The organism is Nonomuraea sp. NPDC003201, from assembly GCF_053590415.1.
This window is the reverse complement of record NZ_JBSFTC010000152.1, coordinates 1-25889: the sequence shown is the minus strand read 5'-3', so window position 1 is coordinate 25889 and position 25889 is coordinate 1. Positions and strand designations below refer to the sequence as shown.

The 25889-nt window shown below is 70.9% G+C and carries 23 protein-coding genes; 9 read left to right on the top strand and 14 right to left on the bottom strand.

What is annotated here, in order from left to right; translation table 11 throughout:
- Window positions 1–181: 181 nt before the first annotated feature.
- The gene (locus ACWDX9_RS37430) at window positions 182–2149 is read left to right on the top strand and encodes an ATP-binding protein (protein ID WP_449962722.1); all 1968 of its coding nucleotides are present in this window, start codon (window positions 182–184) and stop codon (window positions 2147–2149) included.
- A gap of 48 nt (window positions 2150–2197) precedes the next feature.
- Here the strand turns inward: ACWDX9_RS37430 and ACWDX9_RS37425 are convergent, their stop codons facing one another.
- The 3 genes from ACWDX9_RS37425 to ACWDX9_RS37415 are packed head-to-tail and all read right to left on the bottom strand — an operon-like array spanning window position 2198 to window position 5258.
- Complete coding sequence (locus ACWDX9_RS37425) at window positions 2198–2890, bottom strand: aspartate/glutamate racemase family protein (RefSeq protein WP_449962719.1); 693 nt, start codon at window positions 2888–2890, stop codon at window positions 2198–2200.
- A 29-nt stretch (window positions 2891–2919) separates the two neighbouring features.
- Window positions 2920–4305 carry a UDP-N-acetylmuramoyl-tripeptide--D-alanyl-D-alanine ligase gene (locus tag ACWDX9_RS37420; protein ID WP_449962716.1) on the bottom strand — a complete coding sequence of 462 codons (1386 nt, stop codon included), beginning with the start codon at window positions 4303–4305 and terminating at the stop codon, window positions 2920–2922.
- A complete protein-coding gene (locus ACWDX9_RS37415; protein ID WP_449962713.1) occupies window positions 4302–5258 on the bottom strand; it encodes a D-alanine--D-alanine ligase family protein in 957 nt (318 codons plus the stop codon). The genes ACWDX9_RS37420 and ACWDX9_RS37415 overlap by 4 nt, the downstream gene beginning before the upstream one ends.
- Before the next feature lie 274 nt (window positions 5259–5532).
- Here ACWDX9_RS37415 and ACWDX9_RS37410 point away from each other — a divergent pair, with 274 nt between their 5' ends.
- The 3 genes from ACWDX9_RS37410 to ACWDX9_RS37400 all read left to right on the top strand — a co-directional run bounded on the left by ACWDX9_RS37410 (window position 5533) and on the right by ACWDX9_RS37400 (window position 9229).
- On the top strand, window positions 5533–6450 hold the full coding sequence (locus ACWDX9_RS37410) for a CPBP family intramembrane glutamic endopeptidase (RefSeq protein WP_449962710.1): 918 nt from the start codon (window positions 5533–5535) through the stop codon (window positions 6448–6450).
- A gap of 278 nt (window positions 6451–6728) precedes the next feature.
- On the top strand, window positions 6729–7643 hold the full coding sequence (locus ACWDX9_RS37405) for an alpha/beta hydrolase (protein WP_449962708.1): 915 nt from the start codon (window positions 6729–6731) through the stop codon (window positions 7641–7643).
- Window positions 7640–9229: a flavin-containing monooxygenase gene (locus ACWDX9_RS37400; RefSeq protein ID WP_449962705.1), complete on the top strand. Its 1590-nt coding sequence runs from the start codon at window positions 7640–7642 to the stop codon at window positions 9227–9229. The genes ACWDX9_RS37405 and ACWDX9_RS37400 overlap by 4 nt, the downstream gene beginning before the upstream one ends.
- 42 nt (window positions 9230–9271) lie before the next feature.
- Here ACWDX9_RS37400 and ACWDX9_RS37395 read toward each other — a convergent pair whose 3' ends face one another.
- From ACWDX9_RS37395 to ACWDX9_RS37375, 5 genes are all read right to left on the bottom strand, one after another.
- Window positions 9272–10183: a LysR family transcriptional regulator gene (locus ACWDX9_RS37395; RefSeq protein ID WP_449962702.1), complete on the bottom strand. Its 912-nt coding sequence runs from the start codon at window positions 10181–10183 to the stop codon at window positions 9272–9274.
- 108 nt (window positions 10184–10291) lie between these two features.
- On the bottom strand, window positions 10292–10672 hold the full coding sequence (locus ACWDX9_RS37390; RefSeq protein ID WP_449962700.1) for a Zn-ribbon domain-containing OB-fold protein: 381 nt from the start codon (window positions 10670–10672) through the stop codon (window positions 10292–10294).
- Between the two features lie 10 nt (window positions 10673–10682).
- Complete coding sequence (locus ACWDX9_RS37385) at window positions 10683–11858, bottom strand: thiolase family protein (RefSeq protein WP_449962698.1); 1176 nt, start codon at window positions 11856–11858, stop codon at window positions 10683–10685.
- Window positions 11855–12643 (bottom strand): crotonase/enoyl-CoA hydratase family protein, encoded by a 789-nt coding sequence (locus ACWDX9_RS37380; protein ID WP_449962696.1) that lies wholly within the window; start codon window positions 12641–12643, stop codon window positions 11855–11857. Before ACWDX9_RS37380 ends, ACWDX9_RS37385 begins: the two co-directional genes overlap by 4 nt.
- The gene (locus ACWDX9_RS37375) at window positions 12636–15053 is read right to left on the bottom strand and encodes a CaiB/BaiF CoA transferase family protein (RefSeq protein WP_449962694.1); all 2418 of its coding nucleotides are present in this window, start codon (window positions 15051–15053) and stop codon (window positions 12636–12638) included. Before ACWDX9_RS37375 ends, ACWDX9_RS37380 begins: the two co-directional genes overlap by 8 nt.
- Window positions 15054–15258: 205 nt before the next feature.
- Between ACWDX9_RS37375 and ACWDX9_RS37370 the strand changes: the two genes are divergently transcribed.
- On the top strand, window positions 15259–16170 hold the full coding sequence (locus ACWDX9_RS37370) for a LysR family transcriptional regulator (protein ID WP_449962691.1): 912 nt from the start codon (window positions 15259–15261) through the stop codon (window positions 16168–16170).
- A gap of 169 nt (window positions 16171–16339) precedes the next feature.
- Window positions 16340–17734 carry an MFS transporter gene (locus ACWDX9_RS37365; protein ID WP_449962688.1) on the top strand — a complete coding sequence of 465 codons (1395 nt, stop codon included), beginning with the start codon at window positions 16340–16342 and terminating at the stop codon, window positions 17732–17734.
- Window positions 17735–17769: 35 nt separating this feature from the next.
- Here the strand turns inward: ACWDX9_RS37365 and ACWDX9_RS37360 are convergent, their stop codons facing one another.
- The 5 genes from ACWDX9_RS37360 to ACWDX9_RS37340 all read right to left on the bottom strand — a co-directional run bounded on the left by ACWDX9_RS37360 (window position 17770) and on the right by ACWDX9_RS37340 (window position 21564).
- Window positions 17770–18936: an aminotransferase class V-fold PLP-dependent enzyme gene (locus ACWDX9_RS37360; protein ID WP_449962686.1), complete on the bottom strand. Its 1167-nt coding sequence runs from the start codon at window positions 18934–18936 to the stop codon at window positions 17770–17772.
- Window positions 18933–19673: an amino acid ABC transporter ATP-binding protein gene (locus ACWDX9_RS37355; protein WP_449962683.1), complete on the bottom strand. Its 741-nt coding sequence runs from the start codon at window positions 19671–19673 to the stop codon at window positions 18933–18935. Before ACWDX9_RS37355 ends, ACWDX9_RS37360 begins: the two co-directional genes overlap by 4 nt.
- A complete protein-coding gene (locus ACWDX9_RS37350; protein WP_449962680.1) occupies window positions 19670–20317 on the bottom strand; it encodes an amino acid ABC transporter permease in 648 nt (215 codons plus the stop codon). The genes ACWDX9_RS37355 and ACWDX9_RS37350 overlap by 4 nt, the downstream gene beginning before the upstream one ends.
- On the bottom strand, window positions 20317–21084 hold the full coding sequence (locus ACWDX9_RS37345) for a transporter substrate-binding domain-containing protein (protein WP_449962677.1): 768 nt from the start codon (window positions 21082–21084) through the stop codon (window positions 20317–20319). The genes ACWDX9_RS37350 and ACWDX9_RS37345 overlap by 1 nt, the downstream gene beginning before the upstream one ends.
- Before the next feature lie 270 nt (window positions 21085–21354).
- The gene (locus ACWDX9_RS37340; RefSeq protein ID WP_449962674.1) at window positions 21355–21564 is read right to left on the bottom strand and encodes a heavy-metal-associated domain-containing protein; all 210 of its coding nucleotides are present in this window, start codon (window positions 21562–21564) and stop codon (window positions 21355–21357) included.
- Window positions 21565–21717: 153 nt separating this feature from the next.
- On the opposite strand from ACWDX9_RS37340, the gene ACWDX9_RS37335 reads away from it, so the two are divergent.
- Window positions 21718–22869 carry an NAD(P)/FAD-dependent oxidoreductase gene (locus ACWDX9_RS37335; RefSeq protein ID WP_449962671.1) on the top strand — a complete coding sequence of 384 codons (1152 nt, stop codon included), beginning with the start codon at window positions 21718–21720 and terminating at the stop codon, window positions 22867–22869.
- Here the strand turns inward: ACWDX9_RS37335 and ACWDX9_RS37330 are convergent.
- Window positions 22861–23619 (bottom strand): methyltransferase domain-containing protein, encoded by a 759-nt coding sequence (locus tag ACWDX9_RS37330; protein WP_449962668.1) that lies wholly within the window; start codon window positions 23617–23619, stop codon window positions 22861–22863. The genes ACWDX9_RS37335 and ACWDX9_RS37330 overlap by 9 nt on opposite strands.
- 46 nt (window positions 23620–23665) lie before the next feature.
- On the opposite strand from ACWDX9_RS37330, the gene ACWDX9_RS37325 reads away from it, so the two are divergent.
- Window positions 23666–24058, top strand: coding sequence for a MerR family transcriptional regulator (locus tag ACWDX9_RS37325; RefSeq protein ID WP_449962665.1), 393 nt, complete (start codon window positions 23666–23668; stop codon window positions 24056–24058).
- Window positions 24059–24142: 84 nt separating this feature from the next.
- Window positions 24143–25889 (top strand): heavy metal translocating P-type ATPase (locus ACWDX9_RS37320; RefSeq protein WP_449962662.1); only part of this gene is annotated, 1747 nt, incomplete at its 3' end.

Below are 25889 nucleotides of genomic sequence, written 5' to 3'. Positions count from 1 at the left end.
TGTACCGCATGTACGACAACGAGTGGTGGCACTTCGAGTACCGCCCGGACCGTGGCGGCAGGCCACCACGACGACGGCCCCACCCCGGCGTCGGCGACGTCATCGAGAACGGGAGCTCATGATCGACCGGGCGTTCGGAGAGGGCCAGGGTATGTCATCGGGGAGTGACAACGAGTCCGGCTTGCTGGGATGGCGCCTGCAAGCAGCGCGCGAGATGGCGTTCGTGGGGCGGGAGGAAGAGCTCGCGGTCTTCAACGCGGCGTTGTACGGCGGCGGCTGCAGCGTCCTGTACGTGCACGGTCCCGGCGGCATCGGCAAGTCGGCCCTGTTGCGGCGGTTCGCTCACGAGGCCGCGGTGGCGGGGCGGCCGGTGTCCATGGTGGACGGGCGCATGTTGGAGCCGACGGCGTCCGAGGCCGGGCTGGTGCTTCGCGGTGCGGACACGGTGCTGCTGATCGATGACTTCGAGCGCATTCAGGGGTTGGAGGGATGGCTGCGCGAGCGGTTCCTGCCGCAGGTGCCCTTGGGGGCGCTGGTGGTGATCGCGGGGCGGAACCCGCCGGACATGCGGTGGCAGGCGGATCCGGGATGGGCGGGGGCGCTGGAGGTGCTGCCGCTGCGCGACCTGCGGGCCGGAGACGCGCAGGCCCTGATGGACTCCTCCGGGGTGCCGGCCGAGTTGCGCGAGCCGCTGCTGGCCTTCGCCGGTGGTCATCCGCTGGCGCTGTTGCTGGGGGCGGCCGTGGCGGTGAAGGACGGCGGGGCCGGCCGGCGGTGGACGCCGAATCAGGACGTGGTGGCCACGTTGCTGGATCAGCTGGTGGGCGAGCTGCCTTCGGCGGCGCATCGGCATGCTCTGGAGATCTGCGCGCACGCGTACACGACGACGGAGGACCTGCTGCGGGCGGCCTTGCCGGAGGACGCCGGGAGGTTGTTCCGGTGGTTGCGGCGGTTGCCGTTCGTGGAGTCGAGCAGCCGCGGGCTGTTTCCGCATGACGTGGTGCGGGAGCTGCTGGAGGCGGACCTGCGATGGCGGGATCCCGAGGGGTACGCGGCGATGCACGACCGCATTCACGCGCAGCTGGCGGAGCGGGTGCGCACGGCGAACGACGTGGACGTGCCCGGCGCGGTGGCGGCACTGCTCTACCTGCATCGCGACAACGGGGCTCCGGCCGATTTCCGTGGCCGCCACGACGAGTTCCAGGAAGCGGCGTTGCGGGAGGAGGACGTCGCCACCTTGCTCCGGGTGGCGGCGGAGGGTGCGGGGTGCGCCGCCTTCTGGGCGGAACGTCAGCCGGAGGCGTTCCGGCTGTATCGGCGGACCGAAACCGGCGAGCCCGTGGCCTTCTCCGCGTGGTTGCGGTTGACGGAACCGGATGAGGAGGAGCTGACCGCCGATCCCATCGTGGCCAGGGCGTGGACGCACGCGCGTGCCACCACGCCGTTGCGCGCCGGTGAACATCTGGCGGTCAGCCGGCTGTGGGCGCTGCCGCCGTATCGCGGGAACTCGCCGGTGATGGATCTGATCCAGTGGCGGGCGATCGGCAACTGTCTGCGGTCCGAGCGGATGGCATGGTCATATATCGAGATACGACATCCGAAGCATTTACGGCGGCAGTACGGGATGCGTGACATCTCCGAGCAGCCACAACCGGGGGACGACGCGTACGGCCTGTTGGTTCACGACTGGCGCGCGGTGTCGGCGCAGGCGTGGCTGGAGCGGATGAACCAACCGCTCCACGCGGGGCCTGCCGCGACGGCGGAGCTGGTAGTGCTGTCCCAGGCGGAGTTCGCCGAAGCCGTTCGCAAGGCGTTGCGCCAGTTGTCGCGGCTGGACGCGCTGGCCGCTTCCCCGCTGGCGCGCACCAGGCTGATCGCCGAACGGGCCGGGCAGAGCCCGGCCACGGCACTGGGTGACCTGCTCCGCCAGGCGATCGACGACCTGCGGGAGGATCCGCGCTCGGCCAAGTCCCACCGGGCGCTGTCCGTCACGTTCCTGCGCGGCACGCCCACCCAGGAGCTGGCCGCGGAACGACTCGGCCTCCCTTTCACCACCTACCGCCGCCACCTGACGGCCGGCGTCGAACGCGTCTGCGCCGACCTGTGGCACCGGGAGCTGTATGGCGCCGACGCACCGGCGTACACCTGAGCCGGTGCGCGGGCCCTGCCACCGTGATCGAACGCGACCGGGGACGTGTCAGCCGGCAAGCGCGAGGCCGGCCGCCGCCTCCGCGTGCAGCCGAGCGCTCGGCAGCACCGGGATGGCGCTGTCCTTCTCACTGAGAAGCAGCTCGATCTCCGTGCAGCCGAGGATGACGCCTTCAGCGCCGTCGTCCGCGAAATCATCGATGATCCGGGCGTACGCGTCCCTGGACGATTCCCGGAGCACCCCGCGCACCAGTTCGTCAAATATCACGTCATGGACCAGTTCCCGCTGCTCGCGCCGCGGGACGACCACGTCGAAGCCGTGGGCGGCCAGCCGGTCCCGGTAGAAGGGCTGCTCCATGGTGAAGCGAGTGCCCAGCAGACCGACCTTGCGCATGCCCCTGGCGCGGATCTCGGCGCCCACGGCGTCGGCGATGTGCAGCACGGGCACGCTCACGGCCCGCTCCACGTCGTCGCTCACCCGGCTGAAGGTGTTGCTGCAGACGAGCAGGAGGCCGGCGCCGAGATCCTCCAGGTTCCTGCCCGCCCCGGTCAGCAACGTACTCACCTCGTCCCAGCGGTCGGCGAAGATGAGGTCCTCGACCGTCGTGTAGTCGACCGACCAGATGAGGCTGTTGGCGGAATGGCTGCCGCCGAGTCGCTCGCGTACCCGCTGGTTGATGATCTGGTAGTAGATCACCGTCGATTCCCAGCTCAACCCGCCGATGAGACCGATGGTGCGCATGGAACTCCGTTCATTCAGCAAAGAAGCGGTCAACAGGTCGGCGCTGCCAGCGCACGGGCGCAGGCACCGAGGCCGATCTCGCTGGAGGCCTTGACGAACACCACGTCTCCCGGTTCGAGAAGCGCGGTGGCCAGCCTGAGGGCCGCAGCCACGTCCTCGGCGGTGTGGACGGCCACGCCCTGGTTCGAGGACTCCGCCGCCTCCGCCATCGCGAGCGGATCCCCTGCTCCGACCGCGATCAGCACGTCGAAGCGGAGGTCGGCGACGAGCCGGCCCATCTCCGCGTGCCGGGCGCGGGAGGCGTCCGCCTGCTGCCCCATCGCGCCGAGCACGGCGACGGTACGACGGGTGCCGGCCAGGGCCTTCACCGCCCGCAGCCCGGCCCGCATGGATTCGGGGTTGGCGTTGTAGGCGTCGTCGACGACGGTGATGCCGTCAGGTCGTTCGACGACCTCCAGCCGGCCCGCGGAGCGCCGCCGCGCGGCGTTCAGCCCGTCGGCGATCTCGGCGGCGCCCAGGCCGAGTGCGGTGGCGACGGCGGCTGCGGCCAGGGCGTTGCTCACCTGGTGCTCGCCGATGAGGTCGAGCTCGACCGGGGCGCGACCGGAGGGCGTCACCAGCTCGAACGCGGTTCGCGCGCGGCCGGTCATCCGCACGTCCTCGGCTCGCACCTGCGCCTGCGCCGACCTGCCGTACCACAGGATCCGGGCCCTGGTACGGCCGGCCATGCCCATGACGTACGGGTCGTCGGCGTTGAGCAGGGCGAACCCGTCCGCCGCAAGCGCCTCGACCAGCTCTCCCTTGGCCTCGGCCACGTCGGCCGGCCCGCCTCCCATCCGCTCCGCGTGTGCGGTGCCGACATTGAGCACCAGCCCGACCTGGGGCGGTGCGAGCCCGGTCAGGTACCTCAGGTCGCCCTTCCGGCTCGCACCCATTTCCAGCACCAGGTATCGGGTGGTGGCATCGGCGCGCAGCACGGTGAGCGGCAGCCCGAGCTCGTTGTTGAACGACCTGTCGGTGGCGACCGTCGCGGCGTGCCGTTCGAGCACCTGGGCCAGCAGGTCCTTGGTCGTGGTCTTGCCCACGGAGCCGGTCAGGCCGATCACGATCGGGCCGATGTGTTCGAGCACGTGCCTGGCCAGCAGGCCGAGCGCGAGCTGGACGTCCTCGACCACGAGGGCGGGCACGCCGACGGGCCTTGCGGCCAGCACGGCGACGGCGCCGCCCGCGACGGCGACGGCCGCGTAGTCGTGGCCGTCCACGCGGGCGCCGACCGTCGCGGCGAACAGGCCGCCGGGCACCACCTCGCGGGAGTCGACCGCCGAGGGAGCCGTCACCAGCGCCCGCGGGTCGCGCACGTCATGCAGGCTCGCGCCGACGACCTGCGCGATCTCGTTCAGCGTCATGGGGATCACGAGCCGCTCCTGGCGAACGCGAGGTCGATGAGGCGGCGCAGCAGGTCCGGGTACGGGACGCCGCTCGCGGCCCAGGCCCTGGCGTAGACGGAGCGGGAGGTGAAGCCGGGCATGGTGTTGATCTCCAGCACGTTCAGGCGTCCCGTGTCCTCCTCATAGAGGAAGTCGACCCGGGACAGGCCGTAGCCGCCGATCGCCCGGAACGCGCGCAGGGACAGCTCGCGCACATCCTCGGCCACGCGTTCCGGCAGCACGGCGGGAATGGCGGCGATCTCGGCCCGGCTGAGGTACTTGGCCTCGTAGTCGAGCCAGTCGCCGGGCACGATGAGCTCGCCGGGCACCGAGGCATCCGGGGTGTCATAGCCGCCGAGCACGCCGCAGATGACCTCGCGCGCGGTCACACCCTGCTCGACGATGACCACCCGGTCGTAGGCCAGCGCCAGCTCCACGCCGGCGCGCAGCTCCTCCATGGAGGTGACACGGGAGATGCCGATGGAGGAGCCCATGCTGGCCGGTTTGACGTACATCGGCCAGTCGAGCGACTTCACCAGACCCCAGTGGTCGGTGGTGGTGCGCCATTCGTGCTCAGTGAACCACACATGTGGGGTGACCGGAATGTCCTCCGCCAGGAACATGCGCCGCATCGTGACCTTGTTCATGGCCACGGCGGAGGCCATGACGCCGCAGCCCACGTACGGGATGCCCAGCGTCTCCAGGTGACCCTGGACGACGCCGTCCTCGCCGAACGGCCCGTGCAGCACGGGGAAGACCACGTCCGCCAGATCGCGTCGCAGCTCCACCGGCCACCTGCCCTGCCGGTCGATGATGACGGCGACGGGCTCGTACAGATCCCTCGGCAGAGCATCGAGCACGGCCTGCGCCGACTGCAGCGACACCTCATGCTCGGCGGACGGCCCACCCGCCAGCACAGCCACGCGTACGCGTTCAGTCACGATCGATCAGCCTTCCTCGGTGGCGCGGTGTTCGTTGTCGCAGGACAAGCCCGCCAAGTGTCGGCCTTTTGACTGACCGGTTCCCAGGCCATTCGCTGTCCACTTCCTGACCGGCCGCCTCGGCACCGGCGGCGGCGGGGGTGGCTGAGCTGGGCTAACTCGATCGCGTACCCCTGGCTATACCTCCATTGGGCCGTAGGCGGGAACGACCGGAGGGGCCCGCGGCTGATGTGCTGATCGCCGTCGGTCAAGCGCTCCTGTAAGGAAAATCGAAATGGCAGTCGACAGTCGGCCGGGGGCCGAGCAGCATCCGGGTCGGAGCGGACTTCGAGGCTTCATCCGCCGCCGTCCGCTGATCAGCTTCTTCGTCCTGGCCAACCTGATGAGCTGGCTCGCCTGGACGCCCTACGTCCTCTCGGCGAACGGCCTGGGGATCTGGGATTTCAGCTTCCCCTCGCTGCTCGGGACCACGCAGTTCACCGGCGTCCTCCCCGGCGCCTACCTCGGCCCCATCTTCGGCGCGTTCATCGTGACCGCGGTCGCGGACGGCAGGGAAGGGGTCCGCCGGTGGATCGGGCGGATGACCAAGTGGCGGGTCAACTGGGTCTGGTACGTCGTCACCGCCCTCGGCGTTCCCGCCGCCATCATCATCGCCGGAGTCGCGGTGTCCGACGAGGACATCCACCTGCCGCCGGTCGCCGTACTGGCCGCCTACGTGCCCGGGCTGCTGCTCCAGATGGTCACCACCGGTCTGGCGGAAGAGCCCGGCTGGCGCGACTTCGCCCTCCCCCGCCTGCAGCGCAGGTTCGGCCCGCTGGGCGGCACCCTCGTCCTCGGCCCACTCTGGGGCGTCTGGCACCTGCCGCTGTTCCTGAGCGAGTGGGGCGGGTGGCCGGACGTCACCTGGCTGAGAGTCGGCGAGTTCATCGCCTTCGCCTGCGTCTTCAGCGTGGTCGTCACGTGGGTGTTCAACCGGACCGGCCAGAGCCTGCCCCTGATCATGCTGCTGCACGTCAGCGTCAACAACTTCATGTCACTCGCCTACTCGGACATGTTCCCGTCGATCGCCACCGCCGAGCAGGCGAGTCGAGTCACCCTGCTCGCGGGCGCCACGGCAGCGATCCTGGTCCTCATCGCGACCCGCGGCCGCCTGGGCTACCGCCCGGCCGAGGAACCCGCACAGCAGAACTGAACGACCGCGGACACCGGCCGCGTGGGGCTGTCACAAACGGGCCGTCACAAACGGGCCGTCACAAACGGGCCGTCACAAACGGGGGCGGCCGTCTTGTCCTCACTCTGAACGGTCCCCGTTCGGATGGAGGAAGACATGAGTGCCGGGCACGCCCACCTGCCCCCAGGCGTCGAGGTGATCACGACCCTGCCGGGGGCTCGCGTGTGGACCTGGTGGCGTTGCGGTGCTTGAGTCGAAGTGATGCCGATCACTCCATGGCCCCGGTGAGGTGACCTTCCATGTCCCTTGACGACGCGACGGCCCAGTTCCTCAAGCAGATGAGCGAAGCAGGCGGCAAGCCGCTGCACGAGATGACACCCGAGGAGGCGCGCGCCATGGGCGGCGCGCTCGGCGACCTGTACGGCAAGGGCCCGGAGATGGCCCGCGTGGAGGAAGCGGTGATCCAGGCGGCGGACGGCGGATCGTTCGGCGCACGCGTGCTGGTCCCGGTGGAGAACCCGAGAGCGGTGATCGTGTACTACCACGGTGGCGGCTGGGTCATCGGCGCTCTCGACGAGTTCGACACCTTGGGACGGACGCTGGCGCACCGGACGGGCTGCGCCGTCGTCCTGGTCGACTACCGGCTCGCCCCCGAGCACCGGTATCCCGTGGCGGCCCGCGACGCCTACGACGCGCTGTGCTGGGCCGCCGCGAAGGAGCCGGACCTGCCGATCATCGTGGCCGGGGACAGCGCGGGCGGCAACCTGTCGGCCGTCGTGGCCCAGCGCAGCCGCGACGAGGACGGCCCCGCCATCGCGCTGCAGGTCCTCGTCTACCCGGTGACCGACCACGACCTGGACAACGCCTCCTACACCGACCCGGCCAACCAGCTCATGCTGAGCCGCGACAGCATGATCTGGTTCTGGGACCACTACGCGCCCGACCCGGCCACGCGGGCGAACCCGGACGCCTCCCCGCTGCGGGCCCGGGACCTGTCGGGCCTGCCGCCGGCCGTCGTGCTGACCGCCGAGCACGACGTGCTGCGGGACGAGGGCGAGGCGTACGCGCGGCGGCTGCGCGAGGCCGGCGTCCCGGTGCTGTTCCAGCGGTTCGAGGGCCAGATGCACGCCTTCTTCACGATGGTGAACGTGCTGCCGGGCAGCGCGGCGGCGATCTCCGTCGTCGTCGAGGCGATCGACGGGAGCCTGCGATGAGGTACGACGCCGTCGTCGTGGGCGCGGGCTTCGCCGGCATGTACATGCTGCACAGGCTGCGCGGCCTGGGCCTGACCGTCCGCGTCTTCGAGACCGGCGACGGCGTCGGCGGCACCTGGTACTGGAACCGCTACCCGGGCGCCCGATGCGACGTCGAGAGCATGCAGTACTCCTACTCCTTCGACGAGGACCTCCAGCAGGAGTGGGAGTGGAGCGAGCGCTACCCGTCCCAGCCGGAGATCCTGCTGTACGCCAATCACGTCGCCGACCGCTTCGACCTGCGCCGGGACATCCAGTTCGAGACCCGGGTGACCCGCGCCGGCTACGACGAGAGCGCGAACCTGTGGCGCGTGGAGACCGACCGCGGCGACCACGTGCCGGCGACGTACCTCATCACCGCCGTGGGCTGCCTGTCGGCGGCCCGGATACCCGACTTCCCCGGTGCCGGCTCCTTCCGGGGGCCCAGCCACCACACCGGGCGGTGGCCGCACGAGGGCGTGGACTTCACCGGGCAGCGGGTCGCCGTCATCGGCACCGGCTCCTCCGGCATCCAGGCCATCCCGGTGATCGCCGAGCCGGCGGAGCACGTGACGGTGTTCCAGCGCACCGCCAACTACAGCCTGCCGGCCTGGAACCGGCCCATGGAGCCGGAGTACGCGCAGTGGGTGAAGGCCAACTACGCCGAGCTCCGCGCCGGCATGCGCACCTCCGCCTCCGGCGTCATGGGCGCCTCCAACACCGCGTCGGCGCTGGAGGCGACGGAGGAGGATCGGCTGCGGGAGTTCGAGACCCGCTGGGCCAGGGGCGGAGTGGGCTTCCTCGGCGCCTACGGCGACACCGCGATCGATCCGGCGGCCAACGAGATCAGCGCCGAGTTCGTCCGTGAGAAGATCCGCGAGATCGTCACGGATCCGCGGGTGGCCGAGCTGCTGGCGCCCAGGGACCATCCCATCGGCACCAAGCGGATCTGCATCGACACCGGCTACTACGCCACCTACAACCGCCCCGACGTGACCCTGGTCGACGTGCGTGCCGCGCCGATCGAGGAGATCACCCCGACCGGCGTGCGCACCGCCGACGCCGAGTACGCCGCCGACATGATCGTGTACGCCACCGGCTACGACGCCATGACCGGTCCGCTGCTCGGCATCGACATCACCGGCAGGGGCGGCCTGTCGCTGCGGCGCAAGTGGGAGGCCGGGCCGCGGACGTACCTGGGGCTGATGACGGCGGGCTTCCCCAACATGTTCACCATCACCGGGCCCGGCAGCCCGTCCGTGCTCAGCAACATGATGGTCTCCATCGAGCAGCACGTGGACTGGATCGCCGACTGCGTGGAGCGGCTGCGGGCCGGCGGCATCGCCACCATCGACGCCGACCCGCCGGCCGAGGACGCCTGGGTCGACCACGTGAACGAGGTCGCCGCCCGCACGCTCTACATGCGGGCCAACTCCTGGTATCTGGGCGCCAACATCCCGGGCAAGCCCCGGGTGTTCATGCCGTACGTCGGCGGTGTCGGCGCGTACCGGCAGAAATGCGACCAGGTCACGGCGGACGGCTATCCGGGGTTCGTGCTCTCCGGCTGACCGCCGAGGAGCCGTGTCACGTCGATCACCTCGCGAACGTCCTCAGAGGATGACGAGGGGGTCGCCGTGACGCGCGCGCAGAGCGTCGAGGACCTTCGCGACCGGGCCGCCGCGCGCTTCCGCGTTCGCGGGCCAGACGACGCCGAGCCGGAAATGGAGATCCGGATCGTGCAGCGGCACGAGGACGAGGCCCGCCTCGCCGAAGATGCGGCCCGAGAGGGTGCTGAGCGTGGTCAGCGACAGGGCTCTGGAATGAGTGACGTGCGCGGCGACCTGGACCGCGTCGTTGTGCGGCAGCTCACGGATCTGGGTGACGCCGCCCGCGCGCAGGTGGTCGCGGAGCCCGTTCATCACCAGCGGGTGCACCTTGTGAGAGGTGAGCAGCATCTGCCGGTCGGTGAGGTCGGCGAGGGTGAGCCTGGGACGGCCGGCGAGAGGGTCGTCGGCGCGCATGGCGACGGCGAAGCGGTACTCCGCGAGCGCGAGGCTGCCGAGCCCGCCGGCGTCCACGGGCAGGTGGACGACGGCGATGTCCAGCTTGCGCGCCGCCAGCAGGCCGAGCAGCCCCGCGGACGGCTCCAGGGTCACCGGAAGCTCGGTCCCCGGGCTGACCTCCGCGAACGTCTCCAGGACCAGGTCCAGGACCTGGGTGGGGGCGAGCGGCGTGGCCCCCACGCGCACGACCGCCGGCGGTGGGGCGGCCCCGGCGGCCAGCTCGGCCAGCGCGTCGAAGCGGGCCAGGACGTCGCGGGCGGGATCGAGGAACGTCCGCCCGAAGGAGGTCAGCTCGACCTGGTGGTAGCGCCGGTCGAACAGGTCGTGGCCGAGCTCCTTCTCCAGCTCGCGGATGCGCCGGCTGAGCGGGGAGGACGTCACGTGCAGCCGCTCGGCGGCGCGGCCGAAGTGGAGCTCTTCTGCCACGACCATGAAGTAGCGGAGCTGCTGGATGTCCACCCGGCCAGGGTATCGACCCGGCCAGGGTATCGGCCCCGCGCGGGCCCACGACGAGGCTCGGCACAGGCCCGCGAGACCCCGCACAGGTTCACGAGCCCCCGCGCAGGCTCACGCCGGGTGGAACACGGGGACCGCCTCTCCCCCCTCGGGCCGCTCGAAGGCGACGCGTACGCGCATGCCGCCGTACACGTCCTCAGGCGCGACCTCGACGATCCGGCCCTGGATCCACGGCTCCTCGTCCAGCTCGACGATCCCGACCACGAACGGCGGCCCGCCCTTGGGGTGCACCACGGACCAGCTCACCACCACGCCCGTTCCGGCCGCGGCCGTCCAGGACGGCTCGGGCGAGGCGCACTGCGGGCACGTGCGCGTCTGCGGCGCGGAGTGGGCGCCGCAGGCTCCGCAGCGCCGGATCAGCAGTTCGCCACGGGCGGTGCCGTCGAAGAACGCGGCGGTGGCCGCGTCGCGGTGGACGATTCCCACAGGCATCGGCGTGCTCCTATCGGGCGTGCGGGCTGAGGATCAGGGTGGAGTGATGGTCGAGGACGCCGCCGTTGCCGCTGACCAGCACCATGTCGTTGCGCGGCGCCTGGCGCTCGCCGCCGTGGCCGCGGGCCTGGATGACGGCTTCCGACAGCGGGGTCATGCCCCACATGTAGTAGGAGGAGAGCTGGCCGCCGCCGGTGTTCACGGCCAGGCTCCCCTCCGGTCCGAGCACGCCGCTCGCCACGAAGGGCCCGCCCTCGCCCTTGGCGCAGAAGCCGTAGTCCTCCAGCGAGATGAGCGCGGTGTAGGTGTAGCAGTCGTACAGCTCGGCCACGTCGATGTCGGCGATCGTGATCCCGGCCATCTTCAGCGCCGTGGGACCCGACAGGGCCGCGCCGCTGACCAGGCCGAACTCGCTGTCCCTGCCCATGACGTACCCCGGGTGCGCCTGGCCCCAGCCGCGGATGTGGACGGCGGGCTGCGCGAGGCCGGCGGCCCGGTCGGCGGAGGTGACCAGGACGGCGACGCCGCCGTTGCTGACCAGGCAGCAGTCGAGCAGGTGGAACGGCTCGGCGATCCACCTGGAGCTCTGGTGGTCCTCGATGGTGATCGGGTCGCGCAGCTGGGCCAGGGGGTTCCCGGCCGCCCAGGCGCGCTGGGCGACGGCGACGTGGCCGAGTTGCTCGCTCGTGGTGCCGTACTTCCGCATGTGCCTGCGGGCGGCCAGCGCGTACATGGTGTTGGCGCTGTAGATGCCCGAGGCGGCGGTCAGGCCCTGCCAGCCGGTCGGCCGCCGGCCCGCGGCGGCGTAGGCCGCGCCGCCCCCCGCCGACTTGTCCTTCAGCGGGGCGTCGGCGAAGACGCAGGCCACGAGGTCGGCCATGCCGGACATCACGGCCATGGCGGCGTACTGGACCATGGCTCCGGCGGACGAGCCGTACGCCTGCACCTCCGACAGCAGGCGCAGGTGGCGCAGCCCGAGGTCGCGCTGGAGGCCCAGGCCGACGTCGCCGGTGATGCCGGTGTTGGTCAGCAGCCCGTCCACCTCGTGCAGGTCGATCCCGGCGTCGGCGGCCGCGAGCCGGACGGCCTCGGCGGCGAACTCGGGGGCGGTCCTGCCGTAGACCTTGCCCATCTCGGTGATGCCGAGACCGGCGATGACGGGTGCCCTGTTGATCGTCATGGTCATCGGCCCTCCCAGACGGGGGCGCGCTTCTCGGCGAAGGCGCGCGGTCCTTCCTTCGCGTCCGCCGAGCGCATGATCGCGGCGCCCTCGGCGGCGGTCCGCTCCCAGGCGGCCCGTTCCGAGGCGACCGTGCCGTCCGAGATGCCCCGCGCGATCCGCTTGCTGGCCTGTACGGCGAGCGGCGCGTTGGCGGCGACCGCCTCGGCCAGGGCGAGCGCGGCGGGCACCACCTGATCCTGCGGCACGACCCGGTTGACCAGACCGAGCCGCAGGGCCTCGGCGGCGGTCACGGGCTCGCCGGTCAGCAGGATCTCCATGGCCACCTTGGCCGGCAGCTGCGCGGCCAGCCGGAACGCGCCGCCCGCGCCGGCGATGATGCCGCGCTTGACCTCGGGAAGGCCGAACCGGGCGCTCTCCGCGGCCACCACCAGGTCGGCCCACAGCGCGATCTCGGTGCCGCCGCCGAGCGCGAACCCGTTGACCGCGGCGATGACCGGCTTGGCGATCGGATGCGTCACGCATCCGGCGAAGCCCCAGTGCGGTTTGAACCCTTCGGTGGAGAACTCCCCTCGGGCCACCTCCTTGAGGTCGGCACCGGCGCAGAACGCCTTGTCCCCGGCCCCGGTCAGCACCACGGCCCGGATCCCGGTGTCGGCGTCGGCCTCGTCCAGGGCCTCGCCGACGGCGCGGGTCAGGGCCCCGTTCACCGCATTGCGCGCTTCGGGCCGGTTGAATGTGATCAACATCGTGTGGTCGCGACGCTCGACGAGCGCGGCGGGCTCACCCATGGTCAACTCCTTCAGCTGGTTCTTCCAGTACGCCCGCCTCGATGAGCGCCTGGATCTCCGGTTCGGCCAGGCCGAGCAGCTTCGCGGCCACCGTCCGGGTGTGCTCCCCCGCCAGCGGCGCCGGGCGCAGCTCGGGGTCGGCCACCCCGCCGAAGGTCGCCGGGCCGTTCTCGGTCCGCATGGCGTGCCCGATGTGTGGGTGGCGCATCTCGCGCAGGAAGCCGCGGGCGGCGAGCTGGGGATCGTCGAGGTACTCGATCACCCGCTGCATCGCCCCGGCCGGCACGCCCACCGCCTGCAGCCGTTCCATGACCTCGCGGGGCGGGGTGTCCGACGTCCACGCGGTCACGGCGGCGTCGACGAGCCCGCGGTGCGCGCGGCGGCCCGCGGCGGTGGCGAGCCGCGCGTCGGCGAGCAGGTCGGCGCGGCCGATGACGCCGCACAGGCTCCGCCACTGCTCGTCGCCCTCGACGCTCACCACGCACCACTCGTCGTCGCCCGCGCACGGGTAGAGGCCCTGGGGGGCGTCCCATTCGCCGCTGTTGCCGTGGGCGGCGAAGGAGCCGGGCTCCAGCGACTCGCGCAGCAGGCTCGTGGACAGCTGGGTGAGGATGGTCTCGGCCTGGGAGACGCTGACCGTGCCGCCCTTCCCGGTACGCCGCCGCCGGATCAGCACGGCCAGCACGGCGACGGCGCCGACCCGTGCGGCGAGATGGTCCGGATAAATGGTGATGCCGTCGCAGAACCCCGCCTCGACGCCGGTGTCACGCCAGAGCCCGGTCAGCCCGGTGGAGGCGCGTACGAGAGGGCCGTATCCCATGCGGCGGCTCCACGGCCCGGTCGGGCCCAGGGCGCTGCTGTCGGCCATGACGATCCGGGGGTTGAGCTCGCTGATGACGTCGTAGCCGAGTCCCAGCGACTCCAGCGTGCCGGGCTTGAAGTTGGACAGGATCACGTCGGAGGCGGCGGCCAGCCGTTTGAAGAGCTCCAGCCCTTCGGGCGAGCGGAGGTTGATCCCGGCGCTGAGCTTGTTGCGGTGCCCCCAGGCGAAGCCGGCGCTGATGGCCTCGCCGGTCAGCGACTGCCGGCTGCCGTCGGGGTAGGCCCGGCTCTCGATCTTGATGACTTCGGCGCCCTGGTCGGCGAGCAGCCGGCCGAGCTCCGCGCCGACCACGATGACGCCCAGGTCCAGCACGCGGAGCCCGTCGAGTGGCCGCCGCCGGGGCGCGCCCTCGGCCGGGGCCGGAGGAGTGGCCGGCGGCGTCTCGGCGAAGACCTCGTCGTCGTGCTCCCCGGCTTCGGGGGCCCGGCCGCGCAATCCGGCCCGTACGCCGTCCAGCTCGACGTACCCGGACGGCAGCCGGCCGGTCAGGCCGGGCGCGATCTCGGCGTCGACCAGCCCTCCTCGTGCGCGGAAGTGCGGGCCGGCGAGCACCTCTCCGGGGGTGAGCAGCGACGCGATCGGCACGCCGCGCTCCTGGCCCTGGGCCACGAGCTCGTCCCTGGTCCTGTCCTTGAACAGGTCGCCGATCAACGCGTGCAGCCGCTCGGTCGCGCCGTAGCGGCCCGCGAGGGTGTCGTACTTGGGATCGGCGAACTCCTCGGGCTCCCCCAGCCAGCCGAACATCCCCCGCCACTGCCGCTTGGCCAGCACGCAGATCCGTACATATCCATCCGCGCACGGGAAGATCGGGTAGAGGCTGCCCGCGTCGGGGCGGCCGCGCGGCAGCGCCGTGGCCGGCACGCCGCCGGTGGCCGAGCCGCCGATGCCGAAGCCCGGGTCCAGGACCTGCGCGGTCATCTCGTACACCGAGCAGTCGACGTGGTCGCCGCGTCCGGTCTCGAGCCTGTTCGTGTACGCCAGCAGGCCCGCCCACGCGGCCTGGACGGCGGCCGACTCGTACGCCAGCGGTCCCGGCGGCACGACCGGCTCGCGACCGGGGATGCCGGAACGCGACAGCACGCCGCCGAGCGCCAGGTGCGTCCAGTCGGTGCCTACCCAGTCCCGGTACGGGCCGCTCTGCCCGAAGTCGGTGATCGAGATGACGACGAGCGCCGGGTTGCGCGCGAGCAGCGCGTCCACGCCGAGGCCGAGCCCGTCGAGGGTGCCGGGCCGTTCGGTCTCGATGAGGAAGTCGGCCCCGGCGGCCAGGCCGAGCAGCCGGTCGCGGCCGGCGGGGTCGTGCAGGTCCAGGGTGATGCCGCGTTTGCCGGCGTTGTGCGTGGCGAAGTAGAGGCTCACGCCGTCGTGGAGCGGCTCCCGCCGGCGGGTCGGCGCGCCGCCCGGAGGCTCGACGCGGATGACGTCGGCTCCGAGGTCGGCCAGGAACCGGCCGCACATCTCGGCCTTGCCGTCGGCCAGGTCGATGACACGGAGACCGGCGAGGGGAAGGTCCCCGGTTGCGGGCATGGTGAATCACCCCACTGTGTGTGGCGGGCGGGTGCGGAGTACGCCGGACGTGACCTGTCCCGCGGATCGTCGGGGACAGGTTCCTGAGGTGAGACTGCCACGACGGTTCCGGGCTGAAAACGTCCGAATCGGCAACGTGGCACGCGTCCCAATCGGCAACGTGCGCGGTTGACGTACGGCATCGACCATCACGAAACTCCAGGTCATGGACGTACAGCAGCTTCGGTGCTTCCTCGCGGTCGCCGAGGAGCTCCATTTCGGTCGGGCCGCGGAGCGGCTGCACCTGACGCCCTCGCCGGTCAGCCGCTCCGTCAAGGAGCTCGAACGGGAGCTGGGCGTCGACCTGTTCGTCCGCCGCTACCACCAGGTCGAGCTCACCGCCGACGGCGCGCTCCTGGCGGGCCGGGTACGCGACATCCTGGCGCAGCTGGACGGCCTGAAGGACGTGATCAAGGAGGCCGCCAGGAGACAGGTGGTGCGCGTGGGCGGCACCCACCTGTGCCCGCCGGCGGTGATGGATCGTTTCCTGGCCCTGGCCGGGCAGGCGCTCCCCTCCCACACGGTCGAAGCGACGATCGGGCCGTCCGCCGAGCTGCTGCCGGCCCTGGAGCGCGGCGAGCTCGACGCGGCCCTCGTCCACCTGCCGCTGGACCGGCACCGGCTCGACAGCCTGGTGGTGGCCCGCTACCTGTTCTACGCGGCGATGCGGGCCGACGACCCGCTGGCCACCGCCTCCGAGCTGACCTTGAAGGACCTCGCGCACCGCACCTTGACCATCGGCCCGCCCACGCCCCAGCCGGTGGCGGTCAACCTGTTCCACGAGCGGCTGAAGAACGCCGGCATCACCTCGTTCCACCGGATGCCGGACAACGACGCGGTCATGCTGGCCAGCCGCATCCGCCGCGACGGCGGGGTCACGCTGACGATCGACCCGCGCAACGGCGGCAGCGCCCGGGTCTACGACGACCCGGCCTTCGCGGTCGTCCCCCTCCGCGACGACCTGGACTTCCTGCTCGGCGTGGCCTGGAACCGGTCCCGGGCGCGGCAGGACGACGCCGTCCGGGAGCTCGTCCAGGTGGCACGCCAGGAGTGGGCCGGGCGCCGCCTCACCCTCTGACGGCGGGGCACGTTGCGGATTCGCGTACGTGCACGTGCGCGAAAGCGCAATGGTCACCGGCGGTGCGGCCTGCTTACGGTTCCACGCACACCGCTACGTGAGGCCTTTGTGAGGCGTTCGCCGCCCGTGGCCGCAGCGGTGCCTTTGCGCTACCCCCTAGGAGGCCACGATGTCTCAGACACCCCCCTCGCCCGTGTCCGTGTCGGCCGGCAACATCGATGCCCGCATCGACGCCATGGCGAAGGTCGGGCTCAGCCGCGCCGCATGGTTCGCGCTCATGCTCTGCTTCTTCTTCGCCAACTACGACATCTCCGTCCTCACCATCACGCTGCCTTCCATGCGGGACGAGCTCGGACTGGCGGGAGCCGAGCTGGGGTACCCGGTCACGTGGAACCTCGTCGGCTACTGCGTCGGCGCGTACGCGTTCGGGCACGTCGCCGACCGGCACGGCCGGCAGAAGGGCCTCGCGCTGACCATCGCCGCGCTCGGCCTCGGCGGATTCCTCACGGCGTTCTCGTGGGACGTGTGGTCGCTGACGTTCTTCCGGTTCCTGACCGGGTGCGGCATGGGCGCCGTGCTCGCGCTCTGCTCGGCCTACATCGGCGAGCTGGCGCCCAAGCACCAGCGCGGCGGCTACCTGTCACGCCTCTACATGGTGGGGACCGTGCTGCTCCTGGTGGTCGGGTTCGCGTCGCTGCCGGTGCTGGCCGCCTCCTCCAGCGGGTGGCGGTACCTGCTGGCCTTCGGCGGTCTGGTGCTCCTGGTGCTGCCGCTGATCAACGACAAGGCGCTGGTGGAGTCGCCGCGCTGGCTGGTCGCGATGGGCCGGTCCGCCGAGGCCGACCGCATCGTCCGCCGGATGGAATCCCGCGTCGGCCTGCCCCCGGGCGGCACCGTCTCCGTCCCCGACGCCGCCGAGACCGCCGCTGACGCTGACGCTGACGCTGACGCTGACGACAGGCTGCCGGTCCGGGCCCTGTTCCGGCCCCCGTACCAGAGCCGGATGCTCATCGTGCTCGGCTTCTGGTTCGCCTTCTACGTCGCCATGTACGGCTACGCCAGCTACCTGCCGCTCATTCTCGAGGGCATCGGCATCTCGACCTCCGACGCGGTCCTGGTCAGCGTGCTCACCCGCGCCATGCCGCTGGTGTCGGGCCTGGCCGCCGTGCTGCTGGTGGAGCGGATGGAACGCCGCACCATGGTCATCATCGGCACGCTGGTGTTCGCGGCCTCGCTGCTGCTCATCACCCTCGACCTGGGCGAGACGGTCGCCACCGTCGGGGCGCTGTTCAGCTCGTTCGGCATCGCCTTCATGGCCACCCCCGCCTACACCTACACGGCGGAGGTGTTCCCCACCCGGGCGCGGGGCACGGCGTCGGCCATCGCGGACGGGGTCGGCCACCTGGGCGGCGCGGTCGCGCCCCTCGTGGTGCTGCCCGTTCTGACCTCCTTCGGGGCCCGGCCGGCATCGTTCGTGATGGTGGGCCTGCTCGTGATCGCGGCCGGCATCATCCGCCTCGGCGTCCGCACCCGGGACCGTTCGCTGACGGAGATCGCCGCCTGACGTCCCCTGGCTCCGCCCGGGCGGAGCCAGTCAGGTCAAACCGACAGCTCCTCGAGGAGCCGATCGATCTCCTCCTCGGTGTTGTAGTAGTGAACGGAGGCCCGAACCACCGACGGCAGGCCCCGATCGGTCATGTCCAGGAGCGTCGAAGGCGCGCGCGAGACGCTGACATTGATCGATCGGCCGGCCAGCCGTCCCTTGATCTCCTCAGCGGGTTCGCCGTCCAGGGTGAAGGTGACGATGCCACACCGTTCGGCCCCTTGATCGCGAACCCGGCAGCCGGGGATCATCTCCAGACGTGAACGCAGCAGGCCGGCCAGGGCATAGACCCGGTCCCGGATGTTCTCGGGCCCCCAGGCGAGCGCCTCGTCGAGGGCCGCGCCCAACCCGAGCCGGGCAGCCACGCCATACTCCCAGTTCTCGAATCGGCGCGCACCCGGCTGCACCTCATAGCGCGACGGCCCCACCCAGCGGGCGCCATGCAGATCGAGAAAGGGCGGATCGAGCCGGTCCAGCGCGGAACGCCGCACATAGAGCAGTCCCGTACCGCGCGGGGCGCGCAGGTATTTGCGGCCGGTGGTGGACAGCAGATCGCAGCCGATCACCTCGACGTCGATCGGCAGCTGGCCGACCGACTGGCAGGCGTCCAGCAGGAACAGCGCACCAACCTCCGCCGCCACCTTGCCCACCTCGGCCGCCGGATTGACCAGGCCACCATTGGTCGGCACGTGCGTGATCGAGATGAGCCGGACCCGCTCATCAGCCATCCGGCGCAGCGCGTCGACGGAGATCTGGCCGAGCCCGTCGTTGGGCACCACATCCACCTGCACCCCGAAACGCTCGGCGACCTGCAGATAGGCGATGAAGTTGCTGGCGTACTCCGCCTTGCTGGTCAGAACACGGTCGCCCGCCTGCCACGGCACCGCGTAGAAGGCCAGGTCCCACCCACGGGTCGCGCTGTCGACGAGCGCGATCTCGTCCGGCGCGCAGTTCAGCAGGCGGGCCGCGGAGGTGTAAACGGCGGCGAGCCGGTCGGCGGCCTGCGCCGCCGCTTCATAGCCGCCTGTTTCCGCTTCCAGCCGCAGGTGGTCGATGACGGTGGACAGCACGCCGCTCGACGGCAGTGCGGAGCCCGCGTTGTTGAAATGCGCGACATGTCCGACACCGGGCGTCAGTGCCCGCGCCGCGGCGACGTCGATCATGAGGCCACCAGCCGCAGGAACGCCCGGACCCGGGGATGGTCGGGCGTGGTGAAGAAGCTCGACGGCGGCCCCTGCTCGATCACCGTGCCGCCGTCCATAAAGACGACCCGGTCGGCCACCTCCCGCGCGAACGCGGTCTCGTGCGTCACCACCACCATCGTCATCCCCTCCCGCGCGAGCTCGCGCATCACCTGGAGCACCTCCGCGTGCAGCTCGGGGTCGAGCGCCGAGGTGGGCTCGTCGAACAGGATCACCTCGGGATCCATGGCCAGCGCCCGGGCGATCGCGACCCGCTGCTTCTGCCCGCCCGACAGCTTCGCCGGATAGCAGTCGCACTTGTCCTCCAGCCCCACCCGCGCCAGCAGCTCCCGCCCACGGGCCGCCGCCTGGGCGCGGGGAACCCGCCGTACGGAGACCGGGCCCTCCATGACGTTCTGCAGCGCAGTCAGGTGCGGGAACAGATTGAACTGCTGAAAGACCATGGCAGTACGGCGGCGCAGCTCCCTGACCTGCCGGGCCGGGTGGCGCGCGCCGCAGGCCAGCTCGGTGCCGCAGACGCGGACCGTGCCGGCCTCCGGCTCCTCCAGCAGGTTCAGGCAGCGGATCAGGGTGGTCTTGCCCGAGCCGGACGGCCCCATGACCACGACCACCTCTCCTCTCGCCACGTCGAGGTCGACGCCCTTGAGGACTTCCAGGTCTCCGAACCGCTTACACAGCCCGCGAACGCTGACGATCATGCGTAGGCTCTCCTCATCCGCTTCTCCAGCGTCTGCTGGCCGATCTGCAGCAGGGTGTTGACCATCCAGTACAGGAGGCCGACCAGCAGCAGCGCCTCCATGTAGCGGAAGGTCGAGGTGCCGATGCCCTCGGCCACCCGGGTCAGCTCGACGACGGTCACCGCCGAGGCGAGCGAGGTGTCCTTCATCAGCGCGACGAACCTGCTCCCCACGGCCGGGGTCGCGATCCTGATCGCCTGCGGGAAGATGATCCTGCGCAGGGTCCTCCAGTACGGCATGGCCATCGAGGCGGCCGCCTCCCACTGCCCCTTGTCCACGCCCAGGATCCCGGCGCGGAAGTTCTCGCTCAGGTAGGCGGCGCTGAACAGGGTGAAGGCGATGATCGCGGACGGGATGGGCGGGATCTCGAGCCCGAGCTGCGGCAGCCCGAAGTAGATGATCATGATCTGGATGAGCAGCGGCGTACCCCGGAACACCGACACGTAAGCGGCGGCCAGTGCCCGCAGCACGCGACTGGAGGAGATGCGGGCGAGCGTCACCAAGGCGCCCAGCACGCTGCCGAGGACGAACGAGACCACGCCCAGCACGATCGTGACACCGAGACCGGTGAGCAGGTCGGGCAGGAAGTCGATCAGGAGATCCATCAGACCCCCTTGAGCTGCTCGGCCATGTCGAGGCCGCCGAGCCACTTCTTGGAGATCGCGCTCAGCGTCCCGTCGGAGATCATGTCGCCCAGGGCCTGGTCCACGGCCTGCTTGAAGGCCGTCGAGCCCTTGGCGAAGGAGATGCCGTTGACCTCCGACTCCAGCAGCGGGCCCGCCGGCTTGACCGCCAGGCTGTTCTTCTGCGCCAGGAAGGCGCCCTGGAAGCGGGAGACGAGGGCGGCGTCGGCGCGGCCCCGGCCGACCTCGGTCAGGCCCAGGGTCGCGTTGTCGTAGGTCTTGATGTCGGCGTCCGGGATCGACTTCTTGGCGAACGCGGCCTGGGTCGTGCCCGCGGTCACCGCGACTTTCTTGCCCTTGAGGTCAGCCACGCCGCTGATGCCCGAACCGGCCGCCACGAAGATCGAGATGCCGTTCACCTCGTACGGACGGGAGAAGTCGACCTGCTTCTTCCGCTCGTCGGTGATGGTCTGGCCCGAGATCACCGCGTCGAACCTGCCCGCCTGAACCCCGGCGATGAAACTCTGGAAGTTCGACGGGACGAACTCGACCTTGGCGACCCCGAGCCGCTTTGCCAGCTCGTTGGCCACATCCACGTCATAGCCCGCGGGCTTGCCGTTCTCCAGGAAGTTCCACGGCGGGTTGGCCTGGGTCTGCGCCACCCGGATCACCCCCGCGGCTTTGACACGCTGGAGGAGATCGCCCTTGGCCTGGCCGGATCCGCATCCGGCGACTGCGATGACTAACACGACGAGGAGTGAGGAGCGGATCATGGCGCGATCCCTTCATACCTCTAGGGGGTACTTGCGTTCTGCCACGGTCTCTCCGACCCGGACACTTCGTCAAGTACCCCCGAGGGGTAATTTTCGGACAAACCGAAGTGTGCCATTTGTGTCGTGCCCCCACAGAAAGGCAGCATTCTCCCCCGACCGCGCGCCCGAGCGGCGTCCATGCTCATCGATCCGCCTGGCGCCGCCGGGCGGCCTGCGCGACTCGCTCACCCGGCAGCACCTCGGCGTTCAGCCGGCGACCACTTCGTAACCGATCTCTTCGACGGCGTTCCTGATTTCCGCGTCGTCGAGCGGGCCCTCCGAGGCGACGGTGACCTGCCCGGTCGCCAGCTCGACATCCACCGAGGAGACCCCGGCGATCTTGCCGATCTCGGTCTTCACCTTGCCGGCACAACCGCCACACGTCATTCCCGACACCTTGTACGTGTTCGTGCTCATTGCGGCATCCCCTTCCATCTATACCCCTACCAGGTATATTTCACAGGAGACCGTACGCCGCGACCACCTTCGAGAACAAGCCATACGGGTTAGGGGTATATGAGATCTATGTCACGTTGCAGCCAACATACCCCCCATAGGTATGGTCATCGCATGAGCAGGCTTAACAAGATCACCGTTGTCGGTGCTTCGCTGGCAGGGCTGCGGGCCGTGCAGACCCTGCGCCGGGAGGGCTTCGCGGGCGAGGTCACGCTGGTCGGCGCCGAGACGCATGTGCCGTACAACCGCCCGCCCCTGTCGAAGAGCGTGCTGCACGGCGACGACGACGTCACGCTCCCGGGCGCGGAAGAGCTCGACGACCAGTGGCTGCGCGGGCGAAAGGCCGTACACCTCGACACCCGGGCCCGGACGGTCACCCTCGACGACGGCACCGAGCTCGGCCACGACGGGCTCGTCATCGCCAGCGGCGCGCGCCCGCGGCGGCTCGACGGGGTGCACACCCTGCGCACCATCGACGACGCGCTGGCACTGCGCGCGAAGCTCGACTCGGGGCACGAGCACGTGCTGGTCATCGGTGGCGGGTTCATCGGCGGCGAGGTGGCCTCGACTGCACGGCAGCTCGGCCGGAAGGTCACCCTGATCGACTCCGCGCCGCACCCCATGCGCGCCGGGCTGGGCGAGGAGGCAGCGCGCTGGCTGGCCGCGCACCACGAGCGCAACGGCGTCGAGCTCATCACGAACGTCCGGGTCACCGCCGTGGACGGCGGCCGAGTCCGGCTCAGCGACGGCCGCACCGTCGCCGCGGACCTGGTCGTCGGCGGCATGGGCGTGCTGCCGAACACCGAATGGCTGGACGGCAGCGGCCTGGCCGTGGACGATGGCGTGCTGTGCGAGCCGACGCTGTTCGCGACCGGCTCGACGGACATCGTGGCCGCGGGGGATGTCGCACGCTGGCCGCACCCCCACTTCGGTGGGGAGCTGGTACGCATCGAGCACTGGTCCAACGCCAACGAGCAAGGCGCGGTCGCCGCCCGCAACCTGCTGGCCGGGGCGGAGAACGCTCAACCCTTCGTGGACGTGCCGAACTTCGCCACCCATGTGCATGGCGCCCGCATCCAGACCGCCGGACTGCCGCACCTCGCCGACTCGGCGAGCATCGCCACCGGCTCCCCCGAAGAAGATCGCTTCGCCGTGGCCTTCACGCGGGACGGCGTGCCGGTCGGCGCCGTCGCCGTCAACTCTCCCAAGGACCTGATCAAGCTCAAGCGGGCGATCACGGCACGCGAAATGCCTCCATCACCGTGATCGGGAAGCTGACGCCACGAAGACGGGCAGCGCCAGGAACATGCGTCCCGCCTGGGCGCGCGCCCTCTGATCGCTCGCCCACGCCGTTTCCTGTTCACGGGTGATGGCTCCGGCGGCGCGTGCTCCCTCCGCGATGCCGGTGAGCATGGGCAGCATGGCCGTGTCGGTGAAGACGCCCACGTGCGCCTCCACCTGGACGTCCTGGAAGCCCGCGTCGAGCAGCAGGTTGCGGTAGCGGCGGGCCGCACGGGGATTCGGGACCAGGTCGGCACGCGCGTGCACGATGGCCCGGGTGAGCACCGGGTCGTCGGAGTCGATGATGAAGGCGTCCCAGTCCTGCCCGACGAGCACGATACGCCCGCCCGGAGCGAGCACCCGCTTCGCCTCCTCCAGCGCCTTGGCCGCGTCGGCGAGCTCGTGAAAGACCTTGTCGGCTCGGTACCCGGCGACCTGCCCGTCGTCGAGCGGCAGGTCGAAAGCGTCGCCGATCCGGAAGTCCGCATGCGGCCGGCGATGGCGGGCCGCCGCGATCATCTCCTCGCTGACGTCCACGCCGATCGAGCTCATCCCGCGCTCCGCGAGCTCCTCGACCGCGCGGCCCGCGCCGCAGCCGACATCCACCACGGCCGCGCCGTCGGGGAGAGCGAGCAGATCGTACGAGCGCGCACGCAATACGACGGCCCCGGGCAACGCGTCAGCGACGTCGAGCAGCTTGATGAGTGATTCCATCGAGTTGTTGTCTTTGGACATGTGGGCCAGCATGCGACTTAATGTCGACATGAAGTCAAGTGCGACCATGAGCATCGGGGAAGTCGCGGAGCGGTTCGGCCTGGCGACGCATGTCCTGCGGCACTGGGAGGCGATGGGCCTGATCACGCCGACCCGTATCGAAGGAGCGCGCCGCCGCTACGGTCCTGACGACCTCTACCGGGTGGCCGTGATCCTGCGTGGCAAGGAAGCCGGGTTCAGCCTGGAAGAGATCCACGAGATGATGACCACTTCGGACGCGGCAGCACGGCGCGCCGTCCTGCTGCGCCGCCGGGAGGAGCTGGCCCGGCGCATCGCCGAGGCGCAGGCGTCGCTGGGGCTCATCGACTGCGCGCTGGACTGCGATCACGAGGACTTGGCCGGTTGTCCCCATTTCCGGTCCGCGGTCGAGGAGCGGGTCCCCGCGGCCGTCACGCCTTGAGGCCGGTACATGGCGCCCGAGGGGCCGACGTCTACTATGGCTAATGGTAGATCGAGCGCAACCGGGCGGATGTGGAGGAGAACCATGACGACCGGGGACATCAAGGATCGCAGCACGGCGGTTCTCGACGTGAGCGGGTTGCAGTGGGCCTCGGAGCAGAACGTGGTGCGTGCCGTCCTGAGCCGCCGCCCCGGAGTGATCGAGGTCGAGGTGAACCCGGTCGGGCAGACCGCCGTCGTGGTGTTCGACCCGAGGGCCACGTCCTTGGCCGAGCTGCGCCGCTGGGTGCAGGAATGCGGCTATCACTGCGCAGGGCAGTCCGTACCGTCGCACGTCTGCGATCCCCTGGCAGAACCCGACCCGCCGGGCGTCGCCGAAGCCGTCCGTGAGGCCCCTGCCGAGCATGGAGAGCACGCAGGCCCGTCGCCGCACGAGGCGATGGGGCACGGGGGCCATGGCGCCATGTCGATGGAGGCCATGGTCTCCGACATGCGCAACCGGTTCCTCGTGGCGGCCGTGCTGTCCGTCCCCATCCTGATCTGGTCGCCGATCGGGCGCGAGATGCTGGGGCTGGACGTGCCGGTGCCGTTCGGGCTGCGCGAGGACGTGTGGGCGCTGCTGCTCAGCCTGCCGGTGATCTTCTACTCCTCGTGGATCTTCTTCGACGGCGCCGTACGGGCGCTGCGGGCCCGCACGCTGGACATGATGGTGCTGGTCGCCGTGGCGATCGGGGCGGGCTGGCTGTACTCGCTGTACATCACGCTGACCGGCGGCGGCGAGGTGTTCTACGAGGCGGCGACCGTGCTGGCGGCGTTCGTCCTGCTGGGGCACTGGCTCGAGATGCGGGCCAGGGGCGGCGCCAACGACGCGATCCGCGCGCTGCTCGACCTGGCCCCGCCCAGGGCCGTGGTGATCCGCGACGGCGAGCAGGTGGAGATCCCCACCGCCGAGGTCGTGGCCGGGGACGTCCTGCTCATCCGTCCCGGCACGAAGATCGCCGTCGACGGCGAGGTCATGGAGGGCGAGAGCGAGGTCGACGAGTCGATGGTCACCGGCGAGAGCCTGCCGGTGCACAAGGCCCCCGGTTCGGCGGTGGTCGGCGCGACCATCAACAAGAACGGCACCCTGCGCGTACGGGCCACCAAGGTCGGCGCCGACACCGCCCTCGCCCAGATCGTCAAGCTCGTCCAGCAGGCCCAGAACTCCAAGGCTCCCGGGCAGCGCCTGGCCGACCGGGCGGCGTTCTGGCTCGTCCTCGTCGCGCTCATCGGCGGCGGGCTGACGCTGGTGGTGTGGCTGCTGGCGGGTGCGGCGGCAGGCACGGCGATGCTGTTCGCCATCACCGTCGTCGTGATCACCTGCCCCGACGCGCTGGGCCTGGCCACCCCCACCGCCATCATGGTGGGCACCGGTCTCGGCGCCAAGCGCGGCGTGCTGTTCAAGAACGCCATGGCACTGGAGGCCTCGGCCCGCATCCAGACCGTGGTCATGGACAAGACCGGCACCCTGACCAGGGGCGAACCGGAGGTCACCGATGTGATCGCCGACGGGATGGAGGAGGCCGAACTGCTGCGGCTGGCCGCCGCCGTCGAGCGCGAGTCCGAGCACCCGCTGGCCGAGGCCGTGGTCCGCCACGCGGACGCGCATGCTCCCGGGGTCCTGCGGGTCACCGGGTTCGAGAACGTCCCGGGTCATGGCGCCACGGCTCAGGTGGACGGACGCCGGGTCCTGGTGGGCAACACGAAGCTGATGCAGGCCGAAGGCGTCGAGCTGGGCCCGCTGGCCTCCCGGCGCGAGGAGCTGGCCGCGGGCGGGCGTACCGCGGTCGTCG

Excerpts from the sequence above, each read along its gene's own strand:
- ACWDX9_RS37425 (WP_449962719.1), bottom strand. The coding sequence starts at position 2,890 with ATGCGCACCATCGGTCTCATCGGCGGGTTGAGCTGGGAATCGACGGTG.
- ACWDX9_RS37410 (WP_449962710.1), top strand. The coding sequence starts at position 5,533 with ATGGCAGTCGACAGTCGGCCGGGGGCCGAGCAGCATCCGGGTCGGAGC.
- ACWDX9_RS37405 (WP_449962708.1), top strand. The coding sequence starts at position 6,729 with ATGTCCCTTGACGACGCGACGGCCCAGTTCCTCAAGCAGATGAGCGAA.
- ACWDX9_RS37400 (WP_449962705.1), top strand. The coding sequence starts at position 7,640 with ATGAGGTACGACGCCGTCGTCGTGGGCGCGGGCTTCGCCGGCATGTAC.
- ACWDX9_RS37390 (WP_449962700.1), bottom strand. The coding sequence starts at position 10,672 with ATGCCTGTGGGAATCGTCCACCGCGACGCGGCCACCGCCGCGTTCTTC.
- ACWDX9_RS37385 (WP_449962698.1), bottom strand. The coding sequence starts at position 11,858 with ATGACCATGACGATCAACAGGGCACCCGTCATCGCCGGTCTCGGCATC.
- ACWDX9_RS37380 (WP_449962696.1), bottom strand. The coding sequence starts at position 12,643 with ATGGGTGAGCCCGCCGCGCTCGTCGAGCGTCGCGACCACACGATGTTG.
- ACWDX9_RS37375 (WP_449962694.1), bottom strand. The coding sequence starts at position 15,053 with ATGCCCGCAACCGGGGACCTTCCCCTCGCCGGTCTCCGTGTCATCGAC.
- ACWDX9_RS37370 (WP_449962691.1), top strand. The coding sequence starts at position 15,259 with ATGGACGTACAGCAGCTTCGGTGCTTCCTCGCGGTCGCCGAGGAGCTC.
- ACWDX9_RS37365 (WP_449962688.1), top strand. The coding sequence starts at position 16,340 with ATGTCTCAGACACCCCCCTCGCCCGTGTCCGTGTCGGCCGGCAACATC.
- ACWDX9_RS37360 (WP_449962686.1), bottom strand. The coding sequence starts at position 18,936 with ATGATCGACGTCGCCGCGGCGCGGGCACTGACGCCCGGTGTCGGACAT.
- ACWDX9_RS37355 (WP_449962683.1), bottom strand. The coding sequence starts at position 19,673 with ATGATCGTCAGCGTTCGCGGGCTGTGTAAGCGGTTCGGAGACCTGGAA.
- ACWDX9_RS37350 (WP_449962680.1), bottom strand. The coding sequence starts at position 20,317 with ATGGATCTCCTGATCGACTTCCTGCCCGACCTGCTCACCGGTCTCGGT.
- ACWDX9_RS37340 (WP_449962674.1), bottom strand. The coding sequence starts at position 21,564 with ATGAGCACGAACACGTACAAGGTGTCGGGAATGACGTGTGGCGGTTGT.
- ACWDX9_RS37335 (WP_449962671.1), top strand. The coding sequence starts at position 21,718 with ATGAGCAGGCTTAACAAGATCACCGTTGTCGGTGCTTCGCTGGCAGGG.
- ACWDX9_RS37330 (WP_449962668.1), bottom strand. The coding sequence starts at position 23,619 with ATGTCCAAAGACAACAACTCGATGGAATCACTCATCAAGCTGCTCGAC.
- ACWDX9_RS37325 (WP_449962665.1), top strand. The coding sequence starts at position 23,666 with ATGAGCATCGGGGAAGTCGCGGAGCGGTTCGGCCTGGCGACGCATGTC.